This window comes from Aquimarina aggregata (assembly GCF_001632745.1).
GTDB classification, from domain to species: Bacteria; Bacteroidota; Bacteroidia; order Flavobacteriales; family Flavobacteriaceae; genus Aquimarina; species Aquimarina aggregata.
In genome coordinates this window covers 1-17,747 of the sequence record NZ_LQRT01000019.1, presented here as the reverse complement: position 1 = coordinate 17,747, position 17,747 = coordinate 1, and the positions used below count along the sequence as shown (strand labels likewise).

Genomic DNA, 17,747 nt, shown 5'->3' with positions numbered 1-17,747 from the left:
GTTATTCTCCACGTAACTAAATTTAGTTTTTTGACCAAGTATCCATATTAGTCCAATTACTAATGTTATAGATATTATTAAAATTATAAATATTTTTTTCATCAAATGGCTTACAACGTCTCGCATAAGAAAAGTAGAGCGTTTATATACAATACTTTTCGAATTAAGTACAAACTGAATTTTTTATTTTGTTTTAACTTTTCATTCTAAAAGCCAAATTAAAAATTTGGTGACTTCGAAAATACACCCGAAGCTCCGGTTTCATCAACCTCGTGCTCTATTTTTTTATACTTTGTTGTACAACGTTTTTTATTTCCACTTTTTTCGGAACTCTATTCCGTTGTATAAAACCTGACATTCTTTTATCAGGTGTTAATGACTTATATCGACTTTTAATATATGGTCTTGCTCCATCAGTTGGATGAAATTCCTCATTCAAATATTCAACCTCATCCTTATATAACTCACGTACAGTTCCATCATCATTTACATGAACATATTCAAATCCATTTTCTTGTGGACGCAATGGAATAAAATATCTCAAATAGACAATTCCTATACCTAGAATAATTGCTCCAACAACAACTCCGATTGTAATAAATAAAATACTCATTGTTAATTATAATGAATTAAACCTTTTTTAAACAATAATTCTTTAAACTCTTTAGAGTCAGTTTTTATTTTTTTATTAATAAATCCAGGACCTAAACTATAAATAAACGGACCAGGTCTATTACTCCATCCTTTACCAAATTCTCTTGGTTTATGTTCCGAAATTCGTCCACTAATATAGATTCGATTATCTAGAGTTATTTTTTCTGCAACTAAGTCAACACAAGGATATATTTCTTTTTCATTTAAATAGACTTTATCGGTAATTAATTCAATAATATCATTATTTCCGATGGCTTTTGTTTTTTCTACTAAACACCATTCAAATTCAAAGTCATTTGGAAGTTCCTGTCCATAATGTAATTCAGCATACAACTTCAATTCATAAAGTGTTTTTTCAATATGTTTTTTAAACTCACTTCTAGTCATTTTTCAAATAAGCACTTGCCAAAGCAATTAATTATATACGGTGTTAGCATTAGTTATTTCTTCGATTTTCTTTAACATATCTTCGGCATTTTTATTTTTTGGTTCTAAATCCAATGATATTCTATAATTTTTTTTAGACAAATCGTACTGTTTATTCTTAAAATATGCTTCTCCAAGACTATCAAAAGCATTATAGGAATTAGGATACTCTTTTGTATATAATTTAAAGATTGATATCGATTTAGCTATTTCATTATTTGATAAGTACAAGTAGCCAGTTCTACCCAGTCCTCGTTCAAAGTTAATATCTTTATTATCTTGTTTTATCTGGTTGTATATTTCAACTGCTGTCTTATAATCATTTATAATAAAAGCCAGTCGAATATCTTCATTCAGCATTCTATCTTTTCTAACTAATTCTTCATCCATTAATCCTGAAATATAGGTAACAGCATTGGAAATAACAGGTCTATTTTTAAATCCGTTTGATAAAATAATAATGGTTAAATCTTTATCTATGAATTTCATTAATGCACTTACACCGCCACCAGCAAACCCATAATATTGTTTTCCTTTAGGACCAAAAATTCCCCAACTATGACCAAAAGATGAATTGCTATCTGTAAATTGGAAAGGTGACATCATTTTTAGTTTAGTTTCTTCCTTAAGCAATTTGTTGTTATCTAATTTTGTGTTCCATTCTAAAAATGAATTTAATGTTATATTTAATCCATTTCCTGCTAATGAACGATTACCTGCTTCGAAAGTTGAAAGTTCGTAAGCGTTAAAATCTTTATTGAATTGATATTTAGGTACTCGATTCGGAAACGCAACCAAACTATTTGAAGCAAAAATCACTTGTTTTTCATTATTTTCAAATTGATTCTTTCTTACAAATGTTTCAAATGTTTGATTGGTTACTTTTTCAATAATCAATTTAAGAAACCAAAAGTTTGTTTGATTGTACTGAAACCTTTGACCTTTTTCAAATTGAACAGGTTTTTTAGAAATCTCGGTAAGTAACAATTTATCTGATATGTCTTTATTGTAATCTATGATATCTGGTAACCCAGAAGAATGAGATAATAAATGTTCTATTTCTATACTACTCCATTTAGTTGGTAGGTCATCAATATACTCTGATATAAAATCATTTAATCCTATTTCTTTATTCTCAATTAATTGGAATATAGCTACAGCTGTCACAAGCTTTGATGTTGAATAAGCTCTAAATAACGTGCTGTCTGTTACTGGCACGTTGTGTACTATATTTGCGACACCATAATTTTTCTTATGGATAATAGTTCCATCTTTTACGACTGCAACTGCCATTCCGGGAATTTGGTCAGCTTTAATAAGTGACATTATGTAACTATCTATTTCTGTATTAAATTGTTCAGATTTTGTAGATGTACTGCTCTTATTCTTTGAGCAGGAAACTGTAAATAAGATATTTAAAATAAGTAGAAAAAAAACAGGTGTTTTGGTTTTCATTATAAGATTTTTTTGATTGATGATGATTTACTTTATCAATCAGACTTCAAATACTGTTTTTTGTTACAGAGTAATTAATTAATGTTAACGTTTAATATATGTGTCGTAGCAGGGCAAAATGTTACCTTGCTTTTCGATTTTTCTGCGCATTGATTGCCAACTTTTACTTTTTGCAAGCATTGCGCCTTACCAAAAATACAACAACCATTCGATTCATCACTTGGCTGGTATGATCACATATATCGTGTTGTGCATAGTTTTATATCCATCTTTTCATCAATTCCGCTAAACCTAATAAAACTCCATCATAAAATTCTCCTTTCTTGAACTCTGGAATTATGATCTGGTCTATTACCTGTTTACAAATCTCGTTTGTCAGTTTCTTTTCAGTTCCGAATCCAGTAACGATTCGAATTTTTCTCAATGATTTGCTAAAAATTATAGTCAGTCCATTATTTTTCTTTTTCTTACCAACTCCCCAAAGGTTTGATAAGTCTATTGCATATTGATCGAAATTGGAATAAGTCTCTATTGTATTTAAAGTAACAACTGCAATTTCATTAGTAGTATTTTGTTCATAAACGGTCAGGAATTTTGTCAGTTGGGCTTCTTGTTCGTCAGTCAGAATCTTTTCAAAGTCATTTACATAACCTATAGGCTCCGGGAAAAGATTTTTGTCAATTCCCGTGTCTTGTGTAAAACCTTTAATTACAGCAAAGCTAAATATTGTAATAAGTAATAATACTTTTTGAGTTTTCATTATTAGGATTGTGTACAACGGACTTGTGTATGAAACGTAGCGTGCAAAAAGACACTAACTTTTCGAATTAACACAGAGCCAAAGTTTATGTTTTGTTTTTATATTTTTTTAAAATACTAAATTTAAATCTTTGGCGACAAACCAAATTAGCAATAACTTTTCGATTAATCACAAAACCCGCATTATCGCATAGGTTTTGTTACCACACGTTTTATTCCCAGAATTCATATTCAAAATATCTTGGCACATATCCGCGAATACTTTTCAAAAGTCCGTTGTCGTAATACTTATAAATTAGTTGGTATTGGTTTATTCGGTCGTTCATAAATTTCGAATAGATATCGGACTTTATAAGTTGGTCTTTTTCGTTGAAAGAATTTGTAATAGTATTGTCGTCGTTAAATTTTTCTAGATACTTATAATCTTTATAGGAGATTGTGTTTGAAATTCCGTTAATAGTATCCACCATTTTTTTAAGTTTTGGCTCAAAATAATATCCATAAAACCTTTTCACATAAAAGTCATTGTCGTATTCTTTAGTCTTATGATATACGATAATCGAATCATTTTTTCTTGTGGTTGTAGATTCATAAGGTTGATAACTATACGACGTTTCATAGACAAAATTTCCCAAATTCTTTCTGGAAAAAGTCAATTTTTCACTACTCTCATATTTAAAAATTATAGAATCCCGTCCAATCGAATCTGTTATTTTAACCAGTTGATTTTTTTTGTTATAGTCAAACAGATTTATTTTTTCAATCCATTTTCTTTTCCGTGTCTTTCGATTATACGAGGCACTATATTTTGTCGAGCGTATTCTTTTTCCAGTTCGGTCAAATTCTATGATTTCAGATAAGTCTTTTGGTGAATTCATATAGACAAATATTTTCTTTACTTGTCGGTTTGTATAAATACTGTCAGGTTGCCATCTATTTTCAATCTGTCCAAAACTGAATATTGGAATAGAAATAAAGATTAAAAAAAGAATTCTGTTAATTTTATCCAATTCGGTTTTTCAAATGTGTGGTAACGTTACGTGTATGAATCGTTGTGGCTTTTAGCCACTATGATTTTATACACCTTGTTATCTGTAGTTTTTTATTTAAAATTTGTTCTTAATAATTCAATCAGTTTGTTTGAATCAATTGTGTTTTTTTCGAAAAACCTTAAAGGTTCTCTAACCTTTGGATATTCATCAACAAATTCAATTCCATCAATTTCTTTAAGGTCAAACTTATTCATCGATTTGAGAAATGATTCTTGGTCAACTCCCCAAAACTTTATGTATTTAGATTCGGGAACGAAAATTTCGATCAATTCATAATCCGAATGAAAAATCATTCCAATATCGATAAACGTATCAGAAATAATTTCAGTCTTATATTTAGAAAGAAAGTCAAGAGTTTGATTTCTGTCAGAATATTTTCCGTATTCAGGGTCACAATCAGAATGATTAAAAATCAATGAAATTTCATCTGGCATCTGTTGACTCAATTCAATTATCAAATCCCAAAGTTTTGAGTTATCAATATTAATTTCTGCGTAGAAATTAAAAGCTAATTCTTTGTTTTCAGGATTATTGTCTTTTGGTAGAATTTTGAATCCTTCCACAATTTTTGCTGTTTCTCGTAGCTTTAAACGTTCACTTACTGATGAATTTATAGGAACTTCATCAATTTCAGGAGCTCTTAAAGTTTTCGGTAATTCCAAAGATGGTTTCATAAATTCTATCTAAATGATTTCAGTTTTTTCAATTCAGCAATTATGGAATCATCAATGTATAATTTGTTAAGCTTTGCGTTTATTTCTTCCTCATATTGATTCGAGGTCATTCCATTTTTTATTAGTTCCAAATTAGAAACAAGTTCTTCCATTTCTACAATGATGTTTTGATTGGCGATACTTTTTTCTTCGGAAGTTCCTATTCGCTGAAGATGGTCTACATCACCTCCAACTTTTTTATACAATTCAATATGATATTTGGTTATAGTCATTGCAATTACAGCTAACGGTCCTTGTATATTGCGTTTGCCTGCCGAAGGCGGCATATGCAATATACAAATTGTTAGCTTTTCGTTTTTATTTACAGTATTCGTTGATCATTTTCTGCGCTTCAGGATTTTTCAATTTATTGGCTTCGTTCAAATCAATACAACCTTCATTTTTCATTCCATAAGACATATAGATTATTCCTCTCCAATATAAACTTTCAGGTTTTAGAAAACTCTTTTCAAGGCAAAAGTTGAAATCGTCAAATGCAAGTTTTAAACTATCTATATTGTATCTAGCGATCCCTCTTTCATATCTGATTTCTTCCATAGCAACATCAAATTCAAATCCCGTTTCTATAATTGAATTTTCAACTTTATTTACGTAGAGCATTTCACTCCCTTTGGTTTTAATTGCTTTTTCAAAATCCTTAATTGCACCTTGGTAATCTTCTAATCTTGTTTTGTTCTTTCCTCTATTTAGAAATGCGAGTGTATTGTCAGAGTCTATTTCAATAATCTTATTATAATCTTCTATTGCACCTCTATAATTTTCTAATATTGATTTATCTACAGCTCTGTTAGTTAAGGCATATATGTTTTCAGGATCTTTTTCAATTGCTATATCCAATAATTTAATAGCCTCGGAATATCTTTCTTCTTGCTCCAATTTCTCTGCTAGAGCGTTATAATCCTCCGATGATTTGAAATCGCAAGAGATAAATGTCAAAAAGCATAATATTATAATTATCCGTTTCATTAATGAAAGCTAACGTTTAATATATGTGTCGTAGCAAGGCTAAATGCTACCTTGCTTTTTGATTTTTCTGCGCATTGGTTGCTAGCTTTTACTTTTTGCAAGCATTGCGCCTTACCAAAACTATAATAACCATTCGATTGATCTCTTAGCTGCTATGATCACATATATAGTGTTAGGCTTTTGTTTTATACTTTTTTATTATTTGATCATCCCAAACTTGAGCTTCTATATATTTATCATATTTAAACTTCTCATCTGTTTGAGATTTTTCCTCATTAGGTAGTCCATACTCTCCAATAAGATCATTCATTTCATTTAATAAGAAAATTTGACCGTTACAATTCTTTCGATAAGTTTTAAGTTTAGGTTCATCATAAAACTGATAGGAAATCATACTGTCAGGATACGTAAAACTTATATGCTCAGGTTTAAAATTAGTTAGTGGAATTTTAATGACACCTGGATTTATATACCAAGATTTTGCAAACTCACATTCTCCTAAAGTAAAATAAAAAGGATCTTTCCTGTTCGGTTTTCCTCCCTTTAAGATAAAATGATCTTTAATTCTTTTTTCTAAAGAGAATCTCAAGTCAAGATAGTTTTCAGGTCTTTTACTATTCCATCCTTCCCTAATTTTATCTTGAATATTTTCAGCTTTTTCATGACCATATTCCGTAATGTTTCGGAATGGTCCGTTTTCAAGTTCGTAATAATGAAATAAATATTTGGGTATGCTCATTCAGTTTAGTTAATAAAGCCTAACGGTTTGTATAAGATTAGTTGCGTGGTTGAGCAACTAATTTAGTAAACAAATACTTGTCAGTGGAAAATTCCGTAGGAATTTTCCAAGTAAGCACTTACCGAGCAATTAATTTTATACGTTGTTACCAAACGTTTTATTTTTCAGGTTTATAATTCAGCGTGTTTCCTCTTGGAATATAACTCAAACTTAACAACTCATTACTGTATTCAAGTATGGAATAATCTAGAGTATCAGATTTATTCATTATGGTCAAAAACTCAAATGGTTTATGTTCAGTTCCCAATTCCTTAATATATTCCCTTTTTATTTTGAAATCATAAATATAGGTAGAATCAGTTTCTGTTCCTTTGTAAAACATCATCCATTTTCCATTTTTTATTTCAATTCCTGAAAGAGAATCGGTTGTACTTATCCAACGTCCATCTTGAAATTCGGTTAGTTTAATAATTGGTTTTTGTTCATTCTGGTTTTTAATTTCCTTTTTAATTGGAATATTCGTTTCGTTCTGCGTTTTTTGATTGGTTTGAAAAGCTAATGTTACTAAAGCTCCAATAATTGCGCCTGCAAAACCAGTTAGAATACTTTTTTTAAAATCCAATGACTGAATTATATATTTTTTATGAAACCAATTAATATAAAATTCTTGAAACCAATTAAGTTTGAGACAATATTTATGTCCTTGAACAGCATTATGTAGTTCTTGTGAAACTATTTCGTGCGTAGCTTTAGTATTCAGTTCCTTTCGGTCGAGTTTATCTAACTTATAAATCTTATAAAATGAGTTTATAAATTTTTCAGACTCCTCTTGTTCGCTAAAACCAATTGATTTTTTTAAAGGATGAAGTCCAATATAATTATGAATTTTGTTTCGATGAATTGTTATGAAGTATTTTTCAGATACTTCTTTCCAAGCGGGATATGGAAATATTAATTTTAATTTCATCGATTTTCTCTAATGTTTGGTAACGTTTTGTATATGTGTCGTAGCAGAGCAAAATGTTACCTGCTTTTCGATTTTTTTGCGCATTGGTTGCTAACTTTTACTTTCTGCAAGCACTGCGCCTTACCAAATATACAAGAACCATTCGATTGATTACTTAGCTGTTATGATCACATATATGGTGTTGTACATAGTTTTTATTCAGGTGTTATTTCAATTCAGTAAGTATAAACTTTAACAACTCCGTATTTGCCAGCGTTTCCAAATAGTGGAATACTTTTTTCAGATTCCATTATTTCAATCCGTTTAATATCACCTTTAGAGGTTTTGATTTTTTCATTCAGTTCTTTGTAGTGATAAGTATATGGTTTTCCGTCAACAATTAGCATTGGAACTTCTCCCAGTTTTCCGCTTTCTTGATTTTCTTTAATAAAGTCAATCAAATAGAATTTTTTATTCCCATTGTCAGTGATCAAATAACGTTTTTCAATATCAGTTAGATTTGTCATTTTACAACTAAAAATTAGAAATAAAATCATCAATATTGAAATTAGTTTTCGCATTTCTTAAATTATGTACAACGTTTAATATATGTGTCGTAGCAGAGCAAAATGTTACCGAGCCATCAACTTTTTCTGCGCATTGATTGCTAACTTTTCCTTTTTGTAAGTATTGCGCCTTACCAAATATACAAGAACCATTCGATTCGTCACTTAGCTGCTATTATCACATATATGGTGTTGACGATAGTTTTATTTCCATTCCCAATCCAAGTTTTCGTTGATCGAGATATTGAGTTCGTTCAATTTGTCTTTGATTAAGTTTATGTTCTCAGGTTCATTTTTTGGAACAATAAAAGAAGTTCCGTTAGTAAGTTTAATAAAAAAGTTGTTTTTAGTTTCGTTTACCTTATCAATTTCGGACAGTTTAGTTTTTCCTTCTCCAGTTTTGTCTTGAGTAATTACATATTCTGAGGTAAATTCAATCGTTTCTTTTTCTCCAATACGTCCATTATAACTTTGACGAACTATTTTGGAGAAGTGTTTTTTTAGTTTCGACCTATATAATCGATCAAAAAACAAAAAAACAAGAATAGCTAACATTCCCAAAATTATTGCAAATATGAGGTTGTTGCTTGTATACATATTAATACCGAGATAAGCCAGAATTCCTGTAATGACTAATTTGACAACATTTTTGATTTTTTTTGATTTTTTTTGATTTTTTGTTTTCATCAATTGAGAATAAATGAAAATTCACAAAATCTTTTTCTTCTAAAGTATATTCAAATTTCATTTTTAATAATTATCGCCAACGTTTAGTGTAAGGAACGTAGGGCAGAGGATAAGCACTGTCTTTCGAATTCACACTAAGCCAAATTTACATATTTTGCTTTTATTTTTCTCTAAATGCCAAATTGAAAATTTGGCGACCTCATAAAGAAACCCAAGCCTTTAAATTAAGCCTAAATAGCCCTATGTTTTTTACACGTTGTTGTGTACTGGCTTTTTTCATTCAATAGTTTCTTCATTGATAAAGTCAAATTCTTTCTTTATTAGCATATTTAAATATTCCTCAAAACTATCTGCTATTACTTTTAATTCATCTGGGTCGTGTAAATATCTTACGACTTGACCTTTAGTTCCCTTTTCAGATGGACTAAAATCGATAAATAATTGAGAAGTTCCACCATTATTCATACAGTCAGAAAAATGTAGCCATTTAATTGATTCGGCTTTATCAGCTAATTTCTCATCAACTTCAACTTCATCATATTTTCTTTCTATATATTCTGAAAAGTATTCTTTCGCTTGATTTTGGTTTTTGATTATTTCTTTTGTTGATAATAAATAGTATGGATATTCGTGCATATCAGAGCCTAAAAGAAAGAATATTATTTCCTCTTTTGCATATTTCCTCCAATATGTTCCATCTACATATTCAAGAAGATTAATTAAAGCATTTGGGACGTCAGGATAGACTTGGTTAAGTTTATTAATATCATCTTTTTTTGCTCCATAAATTACTTGCTCAAAAGATTTCCATTCCTCTTGTCCATTATTTTGAAAGTAAGCATTCTTGAGTCCACTTATATATTTTTCAACAATAGGATTTGTTTCATTTAGGCTTTTCTTTTCCTCGTTCTTTTCAGATTTGTTGTTTTGTCCTTTTCCAAATAATTTATTCCAAAATGTCATTTCTATAGGTTCTTTTTTTGCTTGTACACAACGGCCCCGCTATGAAACGTGTCCCGAAGGGCATGTTTTTATAGCGATTGTTGTGCGGTCGCCTTTTTATTTTTTCAGTTTATTTCTTCAATCTGTTTCACAATCTTTCTATTCTCAGGTGCTATTAAATCAAAATTTTCGCGTCCTAAGTAGAAGTTTGAATTTGTCCAAGTATTAGTCAGAGGTTTTTTTAGGTCGTCTAAATAATACTGCCCCGAAACTTCAAAGTCTAAAATTCCAAGTTCAAATGGGAATAATTTATACAAGTCTTTCAATGTGCTATTGAAAAAGTCTGTCAGCTGCTTTGGCACTTTTAGATTCTCTGTCCATGTTTGATATTCTGAACCAAAAACGTGTTCAATTGCCGCTGTGTGAAAACAGATATCAAACCAATTAAATCCTGTTTCAATAGGCTCTGTCTCACGAATATTATAGGTCATAAAAGGAATGACAAAATCATCAAGTCTTATAAGTCCACGGTGTTGAATGTTCTCAATGTCTGTTCGTATGGTTTTATAGTCTTCATCAAAAGGCCCTGAAACATTATTAAGTGTCCAAATAAAGTCCGTGTAAAGTTTTATTGGAACATTATCAATGCTTGGACAAACCTGAATAGCAAGTTCATAGAATCCACCGCATCTCAAATTTTTGTCAAGGAATATCTCTTTTGATTCTGTCATTCTTTATTTCTTCGCTGTTGTTTTTTTGGTGCCGCACAACGTCTCCTGTATGTTGCGTTTGCCTGCCGAAGGCGGTATATGCAATATACAAATTGTTGTGCGTTCGTTTTTTACATAACTTTAATCAGTTCATCAGTCCATTTGTTAACCTGATTTTCATTTTCCGTGATTTTATCAATTAATTCTAAATATTTTGTTTCAAGTTCAGAATTCTCAAAAATTAGTTCTTCATTTTCATATTCCCATTTTCCACTGTTTAAGTTGAGAAACTCAACAATTTTAATCAAATTATTTCCATAACTGATATGAGAATTGATGAATGGTTTAAAAACGGGTTTCTGAATTGAGTCTTTTTTATTTATTCCTTTCATTACACCAAGTAGAGTTTGATTGTTTTCTGGAATGCCCTTATTCAGGTCAATGATTATAGATTTTCTATTTTCAAAGTGATTTTTATAAGATTCAGATTGTTTTCGATAATATTTTAGTACTCCAATTTGATAGTCAAATTCTTTTTGATTATTTAATACAGAATAATCTAAAATTCGAGGTGCCAAAACTGAATCATAAGCTTTTTGCCAATTTATCATTACGGAGTTGTTAAGGTTAGAAAATTTTTGAAGGTTTATATAAACTTCCTGTTCATTTCCTGTACTATTTTTAATCATTTTAGATATTCCGTTATCAACGTTAGAGATGTGTTCTTTATAAGCCGTAAGTCCATCTTCTTCATTATTTATTCTTTCTTTGTATTCTTCAACTGATTTCGTAATTGAATTAACGCTTTCAGATTGCTCTTTACTCATTGATCCAATTTCTTTTATCATTCCAAAGCACATTAGAGTTAGAACGATATTAAAAGTATATGTTCCTGAGTATTCTTTCCTTCCTTTTATTAACCAAACTATAAGGGCGAAAAATAAAGGTATTATTGCGGAAGTTACAATTGATCCGAATAGGTAACCAATACTAAATCCGTTTATCCCATCTCTTTTTAAAAATATTAAGGTCGAAATTCCGATTACTATTGAAGCAAAAATCCAATTAACTTTTGATAGTTTAAACCCTCTTTTTTGTTTTTCCATAATTTTTGTTCAAATGACGCACAACGTTTAATATATGTGTCGTAGCAGGGCAAAATGTTACCCTACTTTTCTATCTTTCTGCGCATTGGTTGCTAACTTTTACTTTTTGCAAGCATTGCGTCTTACCAAAAATACAACAACCAATCGATCGATCACTGAACTGCTATGATCACATATATGGTGTTGTATAATGTTCTTTTTTTAGATTTTGATTTGTCAAGTCAATAGTTAAATATTGCACCACTTGCATCAAAAGTATAAGAAGAGTCATTTCTTTTAACTTTATAAATCATTTCTCCCTTGCTTTTAAAAATAGAATCACCAACAAAAAATGAAATATGTGCATTTTGTACGAAAGTATTCCAAATTTGAAAAGTATCTTTTTGCTCAGCTACTAGTAAAGAATAGCCACCTTTTCCAGTTTTGGTATCGATGATCAATCCTTGTATTTTAATAGATTTTAACTTCTCATAACTTTCTTTAGGAGTTTGAGAGCAAGAATTGGATATTATTAAAATTAAAAATAGAATAGATATTTTGAATACTTTATTATTCATAATTAATTTCCATTTTGCGTGATTGATCATGTCTCGGCTAATGTTTGCCAACGGTTTGTGTATGGTTAGTTACGGAAAATCAGTTAGGATTTTCCGACGTTGAGCTAAGTTAATTAATTCGAGTGAATTCCTGCGAAGGAATTCCGCAGTAATTAATTATACACGTTGTTGTAAGGCGTTTTTTTTATTCAGTTTTATATTCAATTTTTACTTGATCTCCACAAAAAAATGAGTCGCTTTCCTTTTTTACAAAAGTCAAATTCGGTTCGTGAATTATTTCCAAGTTACTATTGTCAATCCATTTGGCAGACACTTTTTTCCCTTCCCCATTGAAGTACATTATTCCTGCTCCGCCACCAGAATTCCATTCCATTATTCCACTTGTATGAATATATTTTCCGTTTGTAAATTCTTCGTTTACTCTAAATTCTTTTGTCCTATCGGCAGTTGAAATTCGGATAAGTTCGTTTGTTGTAAATTCAAATTTTGGTCTAACCCTTCTCTTCGCCTTAGGTTTTTCGGCTGAGATTAATTTTAAAAAGTCTTGCAATTCCGATTTTCTTTCTTGAATAGTCTTTTCATCAGCACCAAGTTCTTTCCACATTTTCAAGTCAGTTTCATTGTCAATTATTTCCTTTACCTCTTTTAAAATTTCTGGTTCAAGAGATTTTGTTTCCCACTGAGCTAAAGCAAGTCCGAATAGGGAATTGTTTCGGTCGTCTGAATCTGAAAAATAGTCGGCAAATTCCGCTTTGATTTCGTTTGATACCCAAACTTGATTTCCACCATTATTGTATTTATCGAAAAAGTTCGAATAAATGTCCATCGTGGTGTCATTTCCTTTTATTTCTGTGCTCCAAGCTCCCATTTAATTACGATTTTCAAATGCCTTACAACGTTTAATATATGTATCGTAGCAGGGCAAATTGTTACCTTGCTTTTCGATTTTTCCTGCGCAGTGATTGCTAACTTTTCCATTCTGCAAGCATTGCGCCTTACCAAAAATACAATAACCAATTGATTGATCACTTTGCTGCTATGACATCATATATCATGTTGTGAGCTTGCTTTTTATTTTACTTTATAAATCTCTTTGTCAATCAGTTTTCTCAATTCCAAAATTGAAATTCCGTCCTTCACAGTTTTTTCTTCGTCCAAGTGAAAAAAATCTACATATCCGATTTTTGTAATTGAATTGAATTCACCAAGAATATTATCCAAATATAGCCAAGCCATAGTTTGGTATTTATCTTTATCCAAGTCCATATTTCTTATAAAGACTCGAATATTTATTTTTTCATTTTCTGAATCTAATTCAGGCAAAATTTCAATATCCGAACTTGGATATTCAAGTCCGTCGTATTTAAATTTTAATTCATCTTTTGGCTGTCTAAATTTTTCGACTATCCAATTCTCAATTTCAGGCTTCGAGTTGTAAAGTTTTTCGGTGTGCGGAATCCCGCTTGGTTTTCCATCTGGTGTGATAATCAAAACATACTTTCCGTCATTGTTTTGAGTTATCTCCGGAAAAAGTAATTCAGAAAATTCGTGAATTTCGTCAGTCAGATTATTGTAAGCTGTGTAGTCGGACAAGTCCGAATTGATAAATTCCTCAAGCGACTTTTTATTTTTCGTAAAGTAATTCCAAAATTTCTCTTCTTTGGTTAATTGCTTTTTCTTTCTTAGAAAATCAAACATTCAGATTTGGTTTTTTCAGCTTGCTCACAACGTTTAATATATGTGTCGTAGCAGAGCAAAATGTTACCCTGTTTTTGACAAAAACTGCGCATTGGTTGCTAACTTTTTCATTCTGCAAGTATTGCGCCTTACCAAAAATACAACAACCATTCGATTGATCGACCTAACTGTTATGATCACATATATGTTGTTGTGTACTGGCTATTTTATTTTTTTAATTTTGGGTTCCGATTCCGCTGCTACATTCAGTAAGTGATTTTTACTCAGAAAAGCATAATGTTTAAATTCTCCAGGATAATCCTTAGTGGCAAAAGTATCCTCTTTTATATAATTCAGGAAATTTGATTCAGAGTAAATCCTCGGGTTATATCCAGTGAAATTATCACTTAATTTATCAGCATAACTTTCATCTAAAACAGCGTATCCGATGTAACTATCAAATGTGATTTTATAACGATTGTTATCATCCTCTAAAATTCGTCGTGCCGGTCCGAGGTTTTTATCTACAATTAACACGTCTTCTTCATTTTCAGAAACCACTCCACAAATGAGTTCAAATTCAAGCGAATTATCCTCAGGTTCATTTATTTTGGTTATAAAGTAATATTTAGCGATTTCTATTTCGTTCATAATTTTCCCGCTTGTACACAACGTTTAATATATGTGTCGGAGCAAGGCAATTAAACCTGAACCAATTGATCTATCTGCGCATTTTTATTTCTTGTTTAATTTATAAAAATCTAGCGCCACTGCAAAAAGGAAATGACTATTCGATCTAGCACTAAACTTTGCTCTGATTTCATATATAATGTTGCCAATAGTTTTTTAATCCAAATACCCCTCAAAATGAATATATTCCAATTTGCTATTCACAAATTTAAGATCCACATTTTGTACTATTTCTGGGTTCTGAATTCTAAAGTTATTATGTGAATTTGATATTGAATCTTTATTTGATAATAGTTTTAAAAAGTCAGTTTTACTCATTCCATATCTCAAACCGCGATTAAGATTTAAAGTATCAGAATTTGAAAAACCATTTTTTATAAATTCCTCACTTGAGTTTTTATAAATTTCTATAAATGAAGAGCCGTACTTGAAAGTAAAAACTGTGTCAATTTGATTATCAACGTGCCTGTTGTTGAATAATGTTGTGTCAACAGAAGAATATTGACTTCTGAATAGATTTTTTAGGATAGGTTTCTCTAATTTAAAAGGATTTAAACTATATTTTTCATCAATAACGGTAACGTCAGGAACAAATTTATTTTTCTCAATAGCAATTTGAATTTCAGCAAGAAGACTATCATCTCGTTTTAGCCGTTTTTCCATTTCTTCTCTTTTCTTTTCCATTTCGATAAGTTGCTTTTCCATAGACTCAATTGCCTTGGAGTTTTTTACTTCGGGTTTACAGGAGAACAAAAAAATGATAAAAGTATATAGTAAAATTTGTTTCATAATTATTGGTAACGGTTTCGTATAACCGTCAGTTACGGGTTTAAAGTTACTGTTTTTCGGTTAAGCACAGACCTTAGCAATTCCGAGTGGATTCGGACGTAGTCGAATCCGCCGTAATTGCGGTTATACATTGTTGTAACACGTTATTTTTCAAAATTTGATTTGTTTTTAACCACAAATGCAATTAATAATTCGGTCAAATTATCCTGATATTCATAAAATTCAGAATCGCATTTGTTCCAATTTTCCTCTGCTTTTTCCTCAATCAGGTCAAGTTCATTTTGTCTTTCAGCTCTGTCTTTTGGTGCAGTTCCGTTTTTAAATTCCGAATTAGCTTTTTTAACTATTTCGGCTGTTTTATTCGCTCCGATTTTTACTAAAGCGTCAACAGTTTCATTCGCATAATCTCCACTCGAATTCCAATAAAATTGATGAAATCCACCGTTATTAATTTCACGTTCTAAATTTTCAATAATCAATAAGGTTTTTTGCGATTCATTCAATCGGTCAATTTTCTCTCCGTAGTCACATTTTTTATTCAAATATGTGTCTATTTCCATAACAATCATATCTCGTCTCTCCATTTGCAAAATTTTGTCCAAATCAAATTCAGTTTGCGAACTTGCATTGGCTGAAAATAATGATGCTATGAGTATTAATAATTTTTTCAAAGTGTTCTTCGTAATGTGTTACAACGTTTAATATATGTGTCGTAGCAGAGCAAAATGTTACCTTGCTTTTCGACTTTATCTGCGCATTGGTTGCTAACTTTTCCATTCTGCAAGCATTGCGCCTTGTCAAAAATACAACAACCTTTTGATTCATCGCTTTGCTGCTATGATCACATATATAGTGTTGTACAGCGTTTTTTATAATGGTGCAGTAATTTCTAATATAGCACCTAAAGCAATTGCTGAAATTGATATGACTATAGTTTTATTTAATTTGAAATTACCTTTTATAGTTTTAAGACTAAATAAAATCATCAAGAATCCAAGAATTACATTTATCACGAGGACATAGTTTGGTAACATCGTAAAAAATAACAAATCTGTGAAATAATATAAATATGCTTTATAAGAGTAATGTAGTATCCAAAGTATAGCTAAAACTATAATTATTACTCCGACAATATTATTCTTTTTCATTTATTGTCTTATTTAGTTATTGCTTTTTGAGCACGTTCTATAATTGGTTCATAATCAAAGTGAGAACAACCACTTTCACTCATCACTCTTTTTCCAGTCTTTTTGTATTTTCCTTCTCCCATTTCCCAATTGAAAACAAAAAATTCCTGTTTAAAAACTTGATCGAGTTTTGAGTAATTTAAACCGTCATCCGTTTGTTCAAAGTTTTCTTCTGTTTCGATAACTTTTATAGGGATTTCATTAGTCAAATAAATAGTCGTCCTAATTCGTCCATAAGAACGTCCAATTTCTTGAACGACTTTATGAATATTGTTGTTACTCTTCCAGACTTTTAAAATTCCACCACCGTCTGTTACAATTCCCGTCAATTCAACCCAATCGAACTCATTTATAGTCAGTTCAGAGTTCAAATCTATTAAATTCACCTTTCGATCAATTTGTTCCAGATTATTTTCTTGCCCAAATGTTAATAGTCCAATTAAAAATAATATTATAAAGAATACGTTTTTCATATGGTGTACAACGTTTAATATATGTGTCGTAGCAGGGCAAAATGTTACCTTGCTTTTCGATTTTTCTGCGCATTGGTTGCTAACTTTTTTATTCTGCAAGCATTGCGCCTTTATAAATATACAATAACCATTGGATTGATCACTTCGCTGCTATGACATCATATATTGTGTTGTGCGGCGTTTTATTTTATTAATCCAATTCCCGTTCTATTGATATGTTCCATCAGAGTTTTTTCCAGTCCGTCATTTAACTTCCAATATTTAGCGTCAATTTCATCCAGTAAATCAGGATGTTTATCTCCAATCCTCATAATTTGCCGATTTCGTCGATCAATATTTTTTGAAGGTCGTCCCCATAAGAAAAATCGATTCATTCTTTTTAGAAGGTTGGCAACTTCGTGACATTCGATATATTCCAGATCTTTAATAGTGTCCTTGTTGTATTCCGCTCCATAATTTATATAATGATCCGAAATTCCACCTGTAGTCAATGGTTCCAGATTAAACCATACTCTTTCATCACGAGTCAAACTTTGGTAATTTGAGAATCCTTTGTCAACTATAATTTCCCACGCAGGTTGAACTTCTTCTCTTGTCATTGTATATTAATCTTAGTTTGTCAAATGCAGCAC

At 30.7% G+C, this 17,747-nt stretch carries 24 protein-coding genes; all 24 read right to left on the bottom strand.

Translation table 11 applies throughout. The features are described from left to right. Positions 1–277: 277 nt before the first annotated feature. On the bottom strand, positions 278–613 hold the full coding sequence (locus AWE51_RS15265; protein WP_066314996.1) for a hypothetical protein: 336 nt from the start codon (positions 611–613) through the stop codon (positions 278–280). A 2-nt stretch (positions 614–615) separates the two neighbouring features. Beyond that, positions 616–1,041, bottom strand: coding sequence for a hypothetical protein (locus AWE51_RS15260; RefSeq protein WP_066314994.1), 426 nt, complete (start codon positions 1,039–1,041; stop codon positions 616–618). Between the two features lie 27 nt (positions 1,042–1,068). Further along, positions 1,069–2,535, bottom strand: a complete 1,467-nt coding sequence (locus tag AWE51_RS15255) for a serine hydrolase (protein ID WP_066314992.1) — start codon at positions 2,533–2,535, stop codon at positions 1,069–1,071. A gap of 259 nt (positions 2,536–2,794) precedes the next feature. Continuing rightward, entirely contained in the window at positions 2,795–3,313 is a 519-nt protein-coding gene (locus AWE51_RS15250; protein ID WP_157766123.1) for a TPM domain-containing protein, read from the bottom strand. A 193-nt stretch (positions 3,314–3,506) separates the two neighbouring features. After that, positions 3,507–4,172 (bottom strand): hypothetical protein, encoded by a 666-nt coding sequence (locus AWE51_RS15245; RefSeq protein WP_157766122.1) that lies wholly within the window; start codon positions 4,170–4,172, stop codon positions 3,507–3,509. 224 nt (positions 4,173–4,396) lie between these two features. Beyond that, the gene (locus tag AWE51_RS15240; RefSeq protein WP_066314978.1) at positions 4,397–5,020 is read right to left on the bottom strand and encodes a hypothetical protein; all 624 of its coding nucleotides are present in this window, start codon (positions 5,018–5,020) and stop codon (positions 4,397–4,399) included. 5 nt (positions 5,021–5,025) lie between these two features. Further along, positions 5,026–5,292, bottom strand: coding sequence for a hypothetical protein (locus AWE51_RS15235; RefSeq protein WP_157766121.1), 267 nt, complete (start codon positions 5,290–5,292; stop codon positions 5,026–5,028). 85 nt (positions 5,293–5,377) lie between these two features. Then, positions 5,378–6,046 carry a tetratricopeptide repeat protein gene (locus AWE51_RS15230; protein WP_198403834.1) on the bottom strand — a complete coding sequence of 223 codons (669 nt, stop codon included), beginning with the start codon at positions 6,044–6,046 and terminating at the stop codon, positions 5,378–5,380. Between the two features lie 172 nt (positions 6,047–6,218). Further along, positions 6,219–6,785: a hypothetical protein gene (locus AWE51_RS15225; protein ID WP_066314970.1), complete on the bottom strand. Its 567-nt coding sequence runs from the start codon at positions 6,783–6,785 to the stop codon at positions 6,219–6,221. Between the two features lie 157 nt (positions 6,786–6,942). After that, positions 6,943–7,752: a hypothetical protein gene (locus AWE51_RS15220; protein ID WP_066314969.1), complete on the bottom strand. Its 810-nt coding sequence runs from the start codon at positions 7,750–7,752 to the stop codon at positions 6,943–6,945. Positions 7,753–7,967: 215 nt separating this feature from the next. Further along, a complete protein-coding gene (locus tag AWE51_RS15215) occupies positions 7,968–8,258 on the bottom strand; it encodes a hypothetical protein (protein WP_157766119.1) in 291 nt (96 codons plus the stop codon). 243 nt (positions 8,259–8,501) lie between these two features. Next, complete coding sequence (locus tag AWE51_RS15210) at positions 8,502–8,984, bottom strand: YcxB family protein (RefSeq protein ID WP_066314965.1); 483 nt, start codon at positions 8,982–8,984, stop codon at positions 8,502–8,504. Between the two features lie 276 nt (positions 8,985–9,260). Then, on the bottom strand, positions 9,261–9,947 hold the full coding sequence (locus AWE51_RS15205; RefSeq protein WP_082832464.1) for an SMI1/KNR4 family protein: 687 nt from the start codon (positions 9,945–9,947) through the stop codon (positions 9,261–9,263). 104 nt (positions 9,948–10,051) lie between these two features. Then, positions 10,052–10,657, bottom strand: a complete 606-nt coding sequence (locus AWE51_RS15200; RefSeq protein ID WP_066314962.1) for a hypothetical protein — start codon at positions 10,655–10,657, stop codon at positions 10,052–10,054. Positions 10,658–10,767: 110 nt separating this feature from the next. Then, on the bottom strand, positions 10,768–11,742 hold the full coding sequence (locus tag AWE51_RS15195) for a hypothetical protein (protein WP_066314960.1): 975 nt from the start codon (positions 11,740–11,742) through the stop codon (positions 10,768–10,770). Between the two features lie 221 nt (positions 11,743–11,963). Next, entirely contained in the window at positions 11,964–12,329 is a 366-nt protein-coding gene (locus tag AWE51_RS15190) for a hypothetical protein (RefSeq protein ID WP_066314958.1), read from the bottom strand. A gap of 154 nt (positions 12,330–12,483) precedes the next feature. After that, positions 12,484–13,167 carry a hypothetical protein gene (locus AWE51_RS15185; RefSeq protein WP_066314956.1) on the bottom strand — a complete coding sequence of 228 codons (684 nt, stop codon included), beginning with the start codon at positions 13,165–13,167 and terminating at the stop codon, positions 12,484–12,486. Between the two features lie 203 nt (positions 13,168–13,370). After that, positions 13,371–13,997 (bottom strand): hypothetical protein, encoded by a 627-nt coding sequence (locus AWE51_RS15180; RefSeq protein ID WP_066314953.1) that lies wholly within the window; start codon positions 13,995–13,997, stop codon positions 13,371–13,373. 201 nt (positions 13,998–14,198) lie between these two features. Next, a complete protein-coding gene (locus AWE51_RS15175) occupies positions 14,199–14,627 on the bottom strand; it encodes a hypothetical protein (protein ID WP_066314951.1) in 429 nt (142 codons plus the stop codon). A 195-nt stretch (positions 14,628–14,822) separates the two neighbouring features. Next, positions 14,823–15,455 (bottom strand): hypothetical protein, encoded by a 633-nt coding sequence (locus tag AWE51_RS15170; RefSeq protein WP_066314950.1) that lies wholly within the window; start codon positions 15,453–15,455, stop codon positions 14,823–14,825. Positions 15,456–15,598: 143 nt separating this feature from the next. Further along, positions 15,599–16,039, bottom strand: a complete 441-nt coding sequence (locus tag AWE51_RS15165; RefSeq protein ID WP_157766118.1) for a DMP19 family protein — start codon at positions 16,037–16,039, stop codon at positions 15,599–15,601. Positions 16,040–16,324: 285 nt separating this feature from the next. After that, positions 16,325–16,603 carry a hypothetical protein gene (locus AWE51_RS15160; RefSeq protein ID WP_066314943.1) on the bottom strand — a complete coding sequence of 93 codons (279 nt, stop codon included), beginning with the start codon at positions 16,601–16,603 and terminating at the stop codon, positions 16,325–16,327. A gap of 8 nt (positions 16,604–16,611) precedes the next feature. Next, on the bottom strand, positions 16,612–17,115 hold the full coding sequence (locus tag AWE51_RS15155; protein WP_066314936.1) for a hypothetical protein: 504 nt from the start codon (positions 17,113–17,115) through the stop codon (positions 16,612–16,614). A 182-nt stretch (positions 17,116–17,297) separates the two neighbouring features. Further along, positions 17,298–17,645, bottom strand: a complete 348-nt coding sequence (locus AWE51_RS15150) for a DMP19 family protein (protein ID WP_157766117.1) — start codon at positions 17,643–17,645, stop codon at positions 17,298–17,300. Positions 17,646–17,747 lie beyond the last annotated feature (102 nt).

Bases quoted from the DNA above. Each gene is read 5' to 3' on its own strand.
- AWE51_RS15265 (WP_066314996.1), bottom strand. From the start codon at position 613: ATGAGTATTTTATTTATTACAATCGGAGTTGTTGTTGGAGCAATTATT.
- AWE51_RS15260 (WP_066314994.1), bottom strand. From the start codon at position 1,041: ATGACTAGAAGTGAGTTTAAAAAACATATTGAAAAAACACTTTATGAA.
- AWE51_RS15255 (WP_066314992.1), bottom strand. From the start codon at position 2,535: ATGAAAACCAAAACACCTGTTTTTTTTCTACTTATTTTAAATATCTTA.
- AWE51_RS15245 (WP_157766122.1), bottom strand. From the start codon at position 4,172: ATGAATTCACCAAAAGACTTATCTGAAATCATAGAATTTGACCGAACT.
- AWE51_RS15240 (WP_066314978.1), bottom strand. From the start codon at position 5,020: ATGAAACCATCTTTGGAATTACCGAAAACTTTAAGAGCTCCTGAAATT.
- AWE51_RS15235 (WP_157766121.1), bottom strand. From the start codon at position 5,292: ATGACTATAACCAAATATCATATTGAATTGTATAAAAAAGTTGGAGGT.
- AWE51_RS15230 (WP_198403834.1), bottom strand. From the start codon at position 6,046: ATGAAACGGATAATTATAATATTATGCTTTTTGACATTTATCTCTTGC.
- AWE51_RS15225 (WP_066314970.1), bottom strand. From the start codon at position 6,785: ATGAGCATACCCAAATATTTATTTCATTATTACGAACTTGAAAACGGA.
- AWE51_RS15220 (WP_066314969.1), bottom strand. From the start codon at position 7,752: ATGAAATTAAAATTAATATTTCCATATCCCGCTTGGAAAGAAGTATCT.
- AWE51_RS15215 (WP_157766119.1), bottom strand. From the start codon at position 8,258: ATGACAAATCTAACTGATATTGAAAAACGTTATTTGATCACTGACAAT.
- AWE51_RS15210 (WP_066314965.1), bottom strand. From the start codon at position 8,984: ATGAAAACAAAAAATCAAAAAAAATCAAAAAAAATCAAAAATGTTGTC.
- AWE51_RS15205 (WP_082832464.1), bottom strand. From the start codon at position 9,947: ATGACATTTTGGAATAAATTATTTGGAAAAGGACAAAACAACAAATCT.
- AWE51_RS15200 (WP_066314962.1), bottom strand. From the start codon at position 10,657: ATGACAGAATCAAAAGAGATATTCCTTGACAAAAATTTGAGATGCGGT.
- AWE51_RS15195 (WP_066314960.1), bottom strand. From the start codon at position 11,742: ATGGAAAAACAAAAAAGAGGGTTTAAACTATCAAAAGTTAATTGGATT.
- AWE51_RS15190 (WP_066314958.1), bottom strand. From the start codon at position 12,329: ATGATCAATCACGCAAAATGGAAATTAATTATGAATAATAAAGTATTC.
- AWE51_RS15185 (WP_066314956.1), bottom strand. From the start codon at position 13,167: ATGGGAGCTTGGAGCACAGAAATAAAAGGAAATGACACCACGATGGAC.
- AWE51_RS15180 (WP_066314953.1), bottom strand. From the start codon at position 13,997: ATGTTTGATTTTCTAAGAAAGAAAAAGCAATTAACCAAAGAAGAGAAA.
- AWE51_RS15175 (WP_066314951.1), bottom strand. From the start codon at position 14,627: ATGAACGAAATAGAAATCGCTAAATATTACTTTATAACCAAAATAAAT.
- AWE51_RS15170 (WP_066314950.1), bottom strand. From the start codon at position 15,455: ATGAAACAAATTTTACTATATACTTTTATCATTTTTTTGTTCTCCTGT.
- AWE51_RS15165 (WP_157766118.1), bottom strand. From the start codon at position 16,039: ATGGAGAGACGAGATATGATTGTTATGGAAATAGACACATATTTGAAT.
- AWE51_RS15160 (WP_066314943.1), bottom strand. From the start codon at position 16,603: ATGAAAAAGAATAATATTGTCGGAGTAATAATTATAGTTTTAGCTATA.
- AWE51_RS15155 (WP_066314936.1), bottom strand. From the start codon at position 17,115: ATGAAAAACGTATTCTTTATAATATTATTTTTAATTGGACTATTAACA.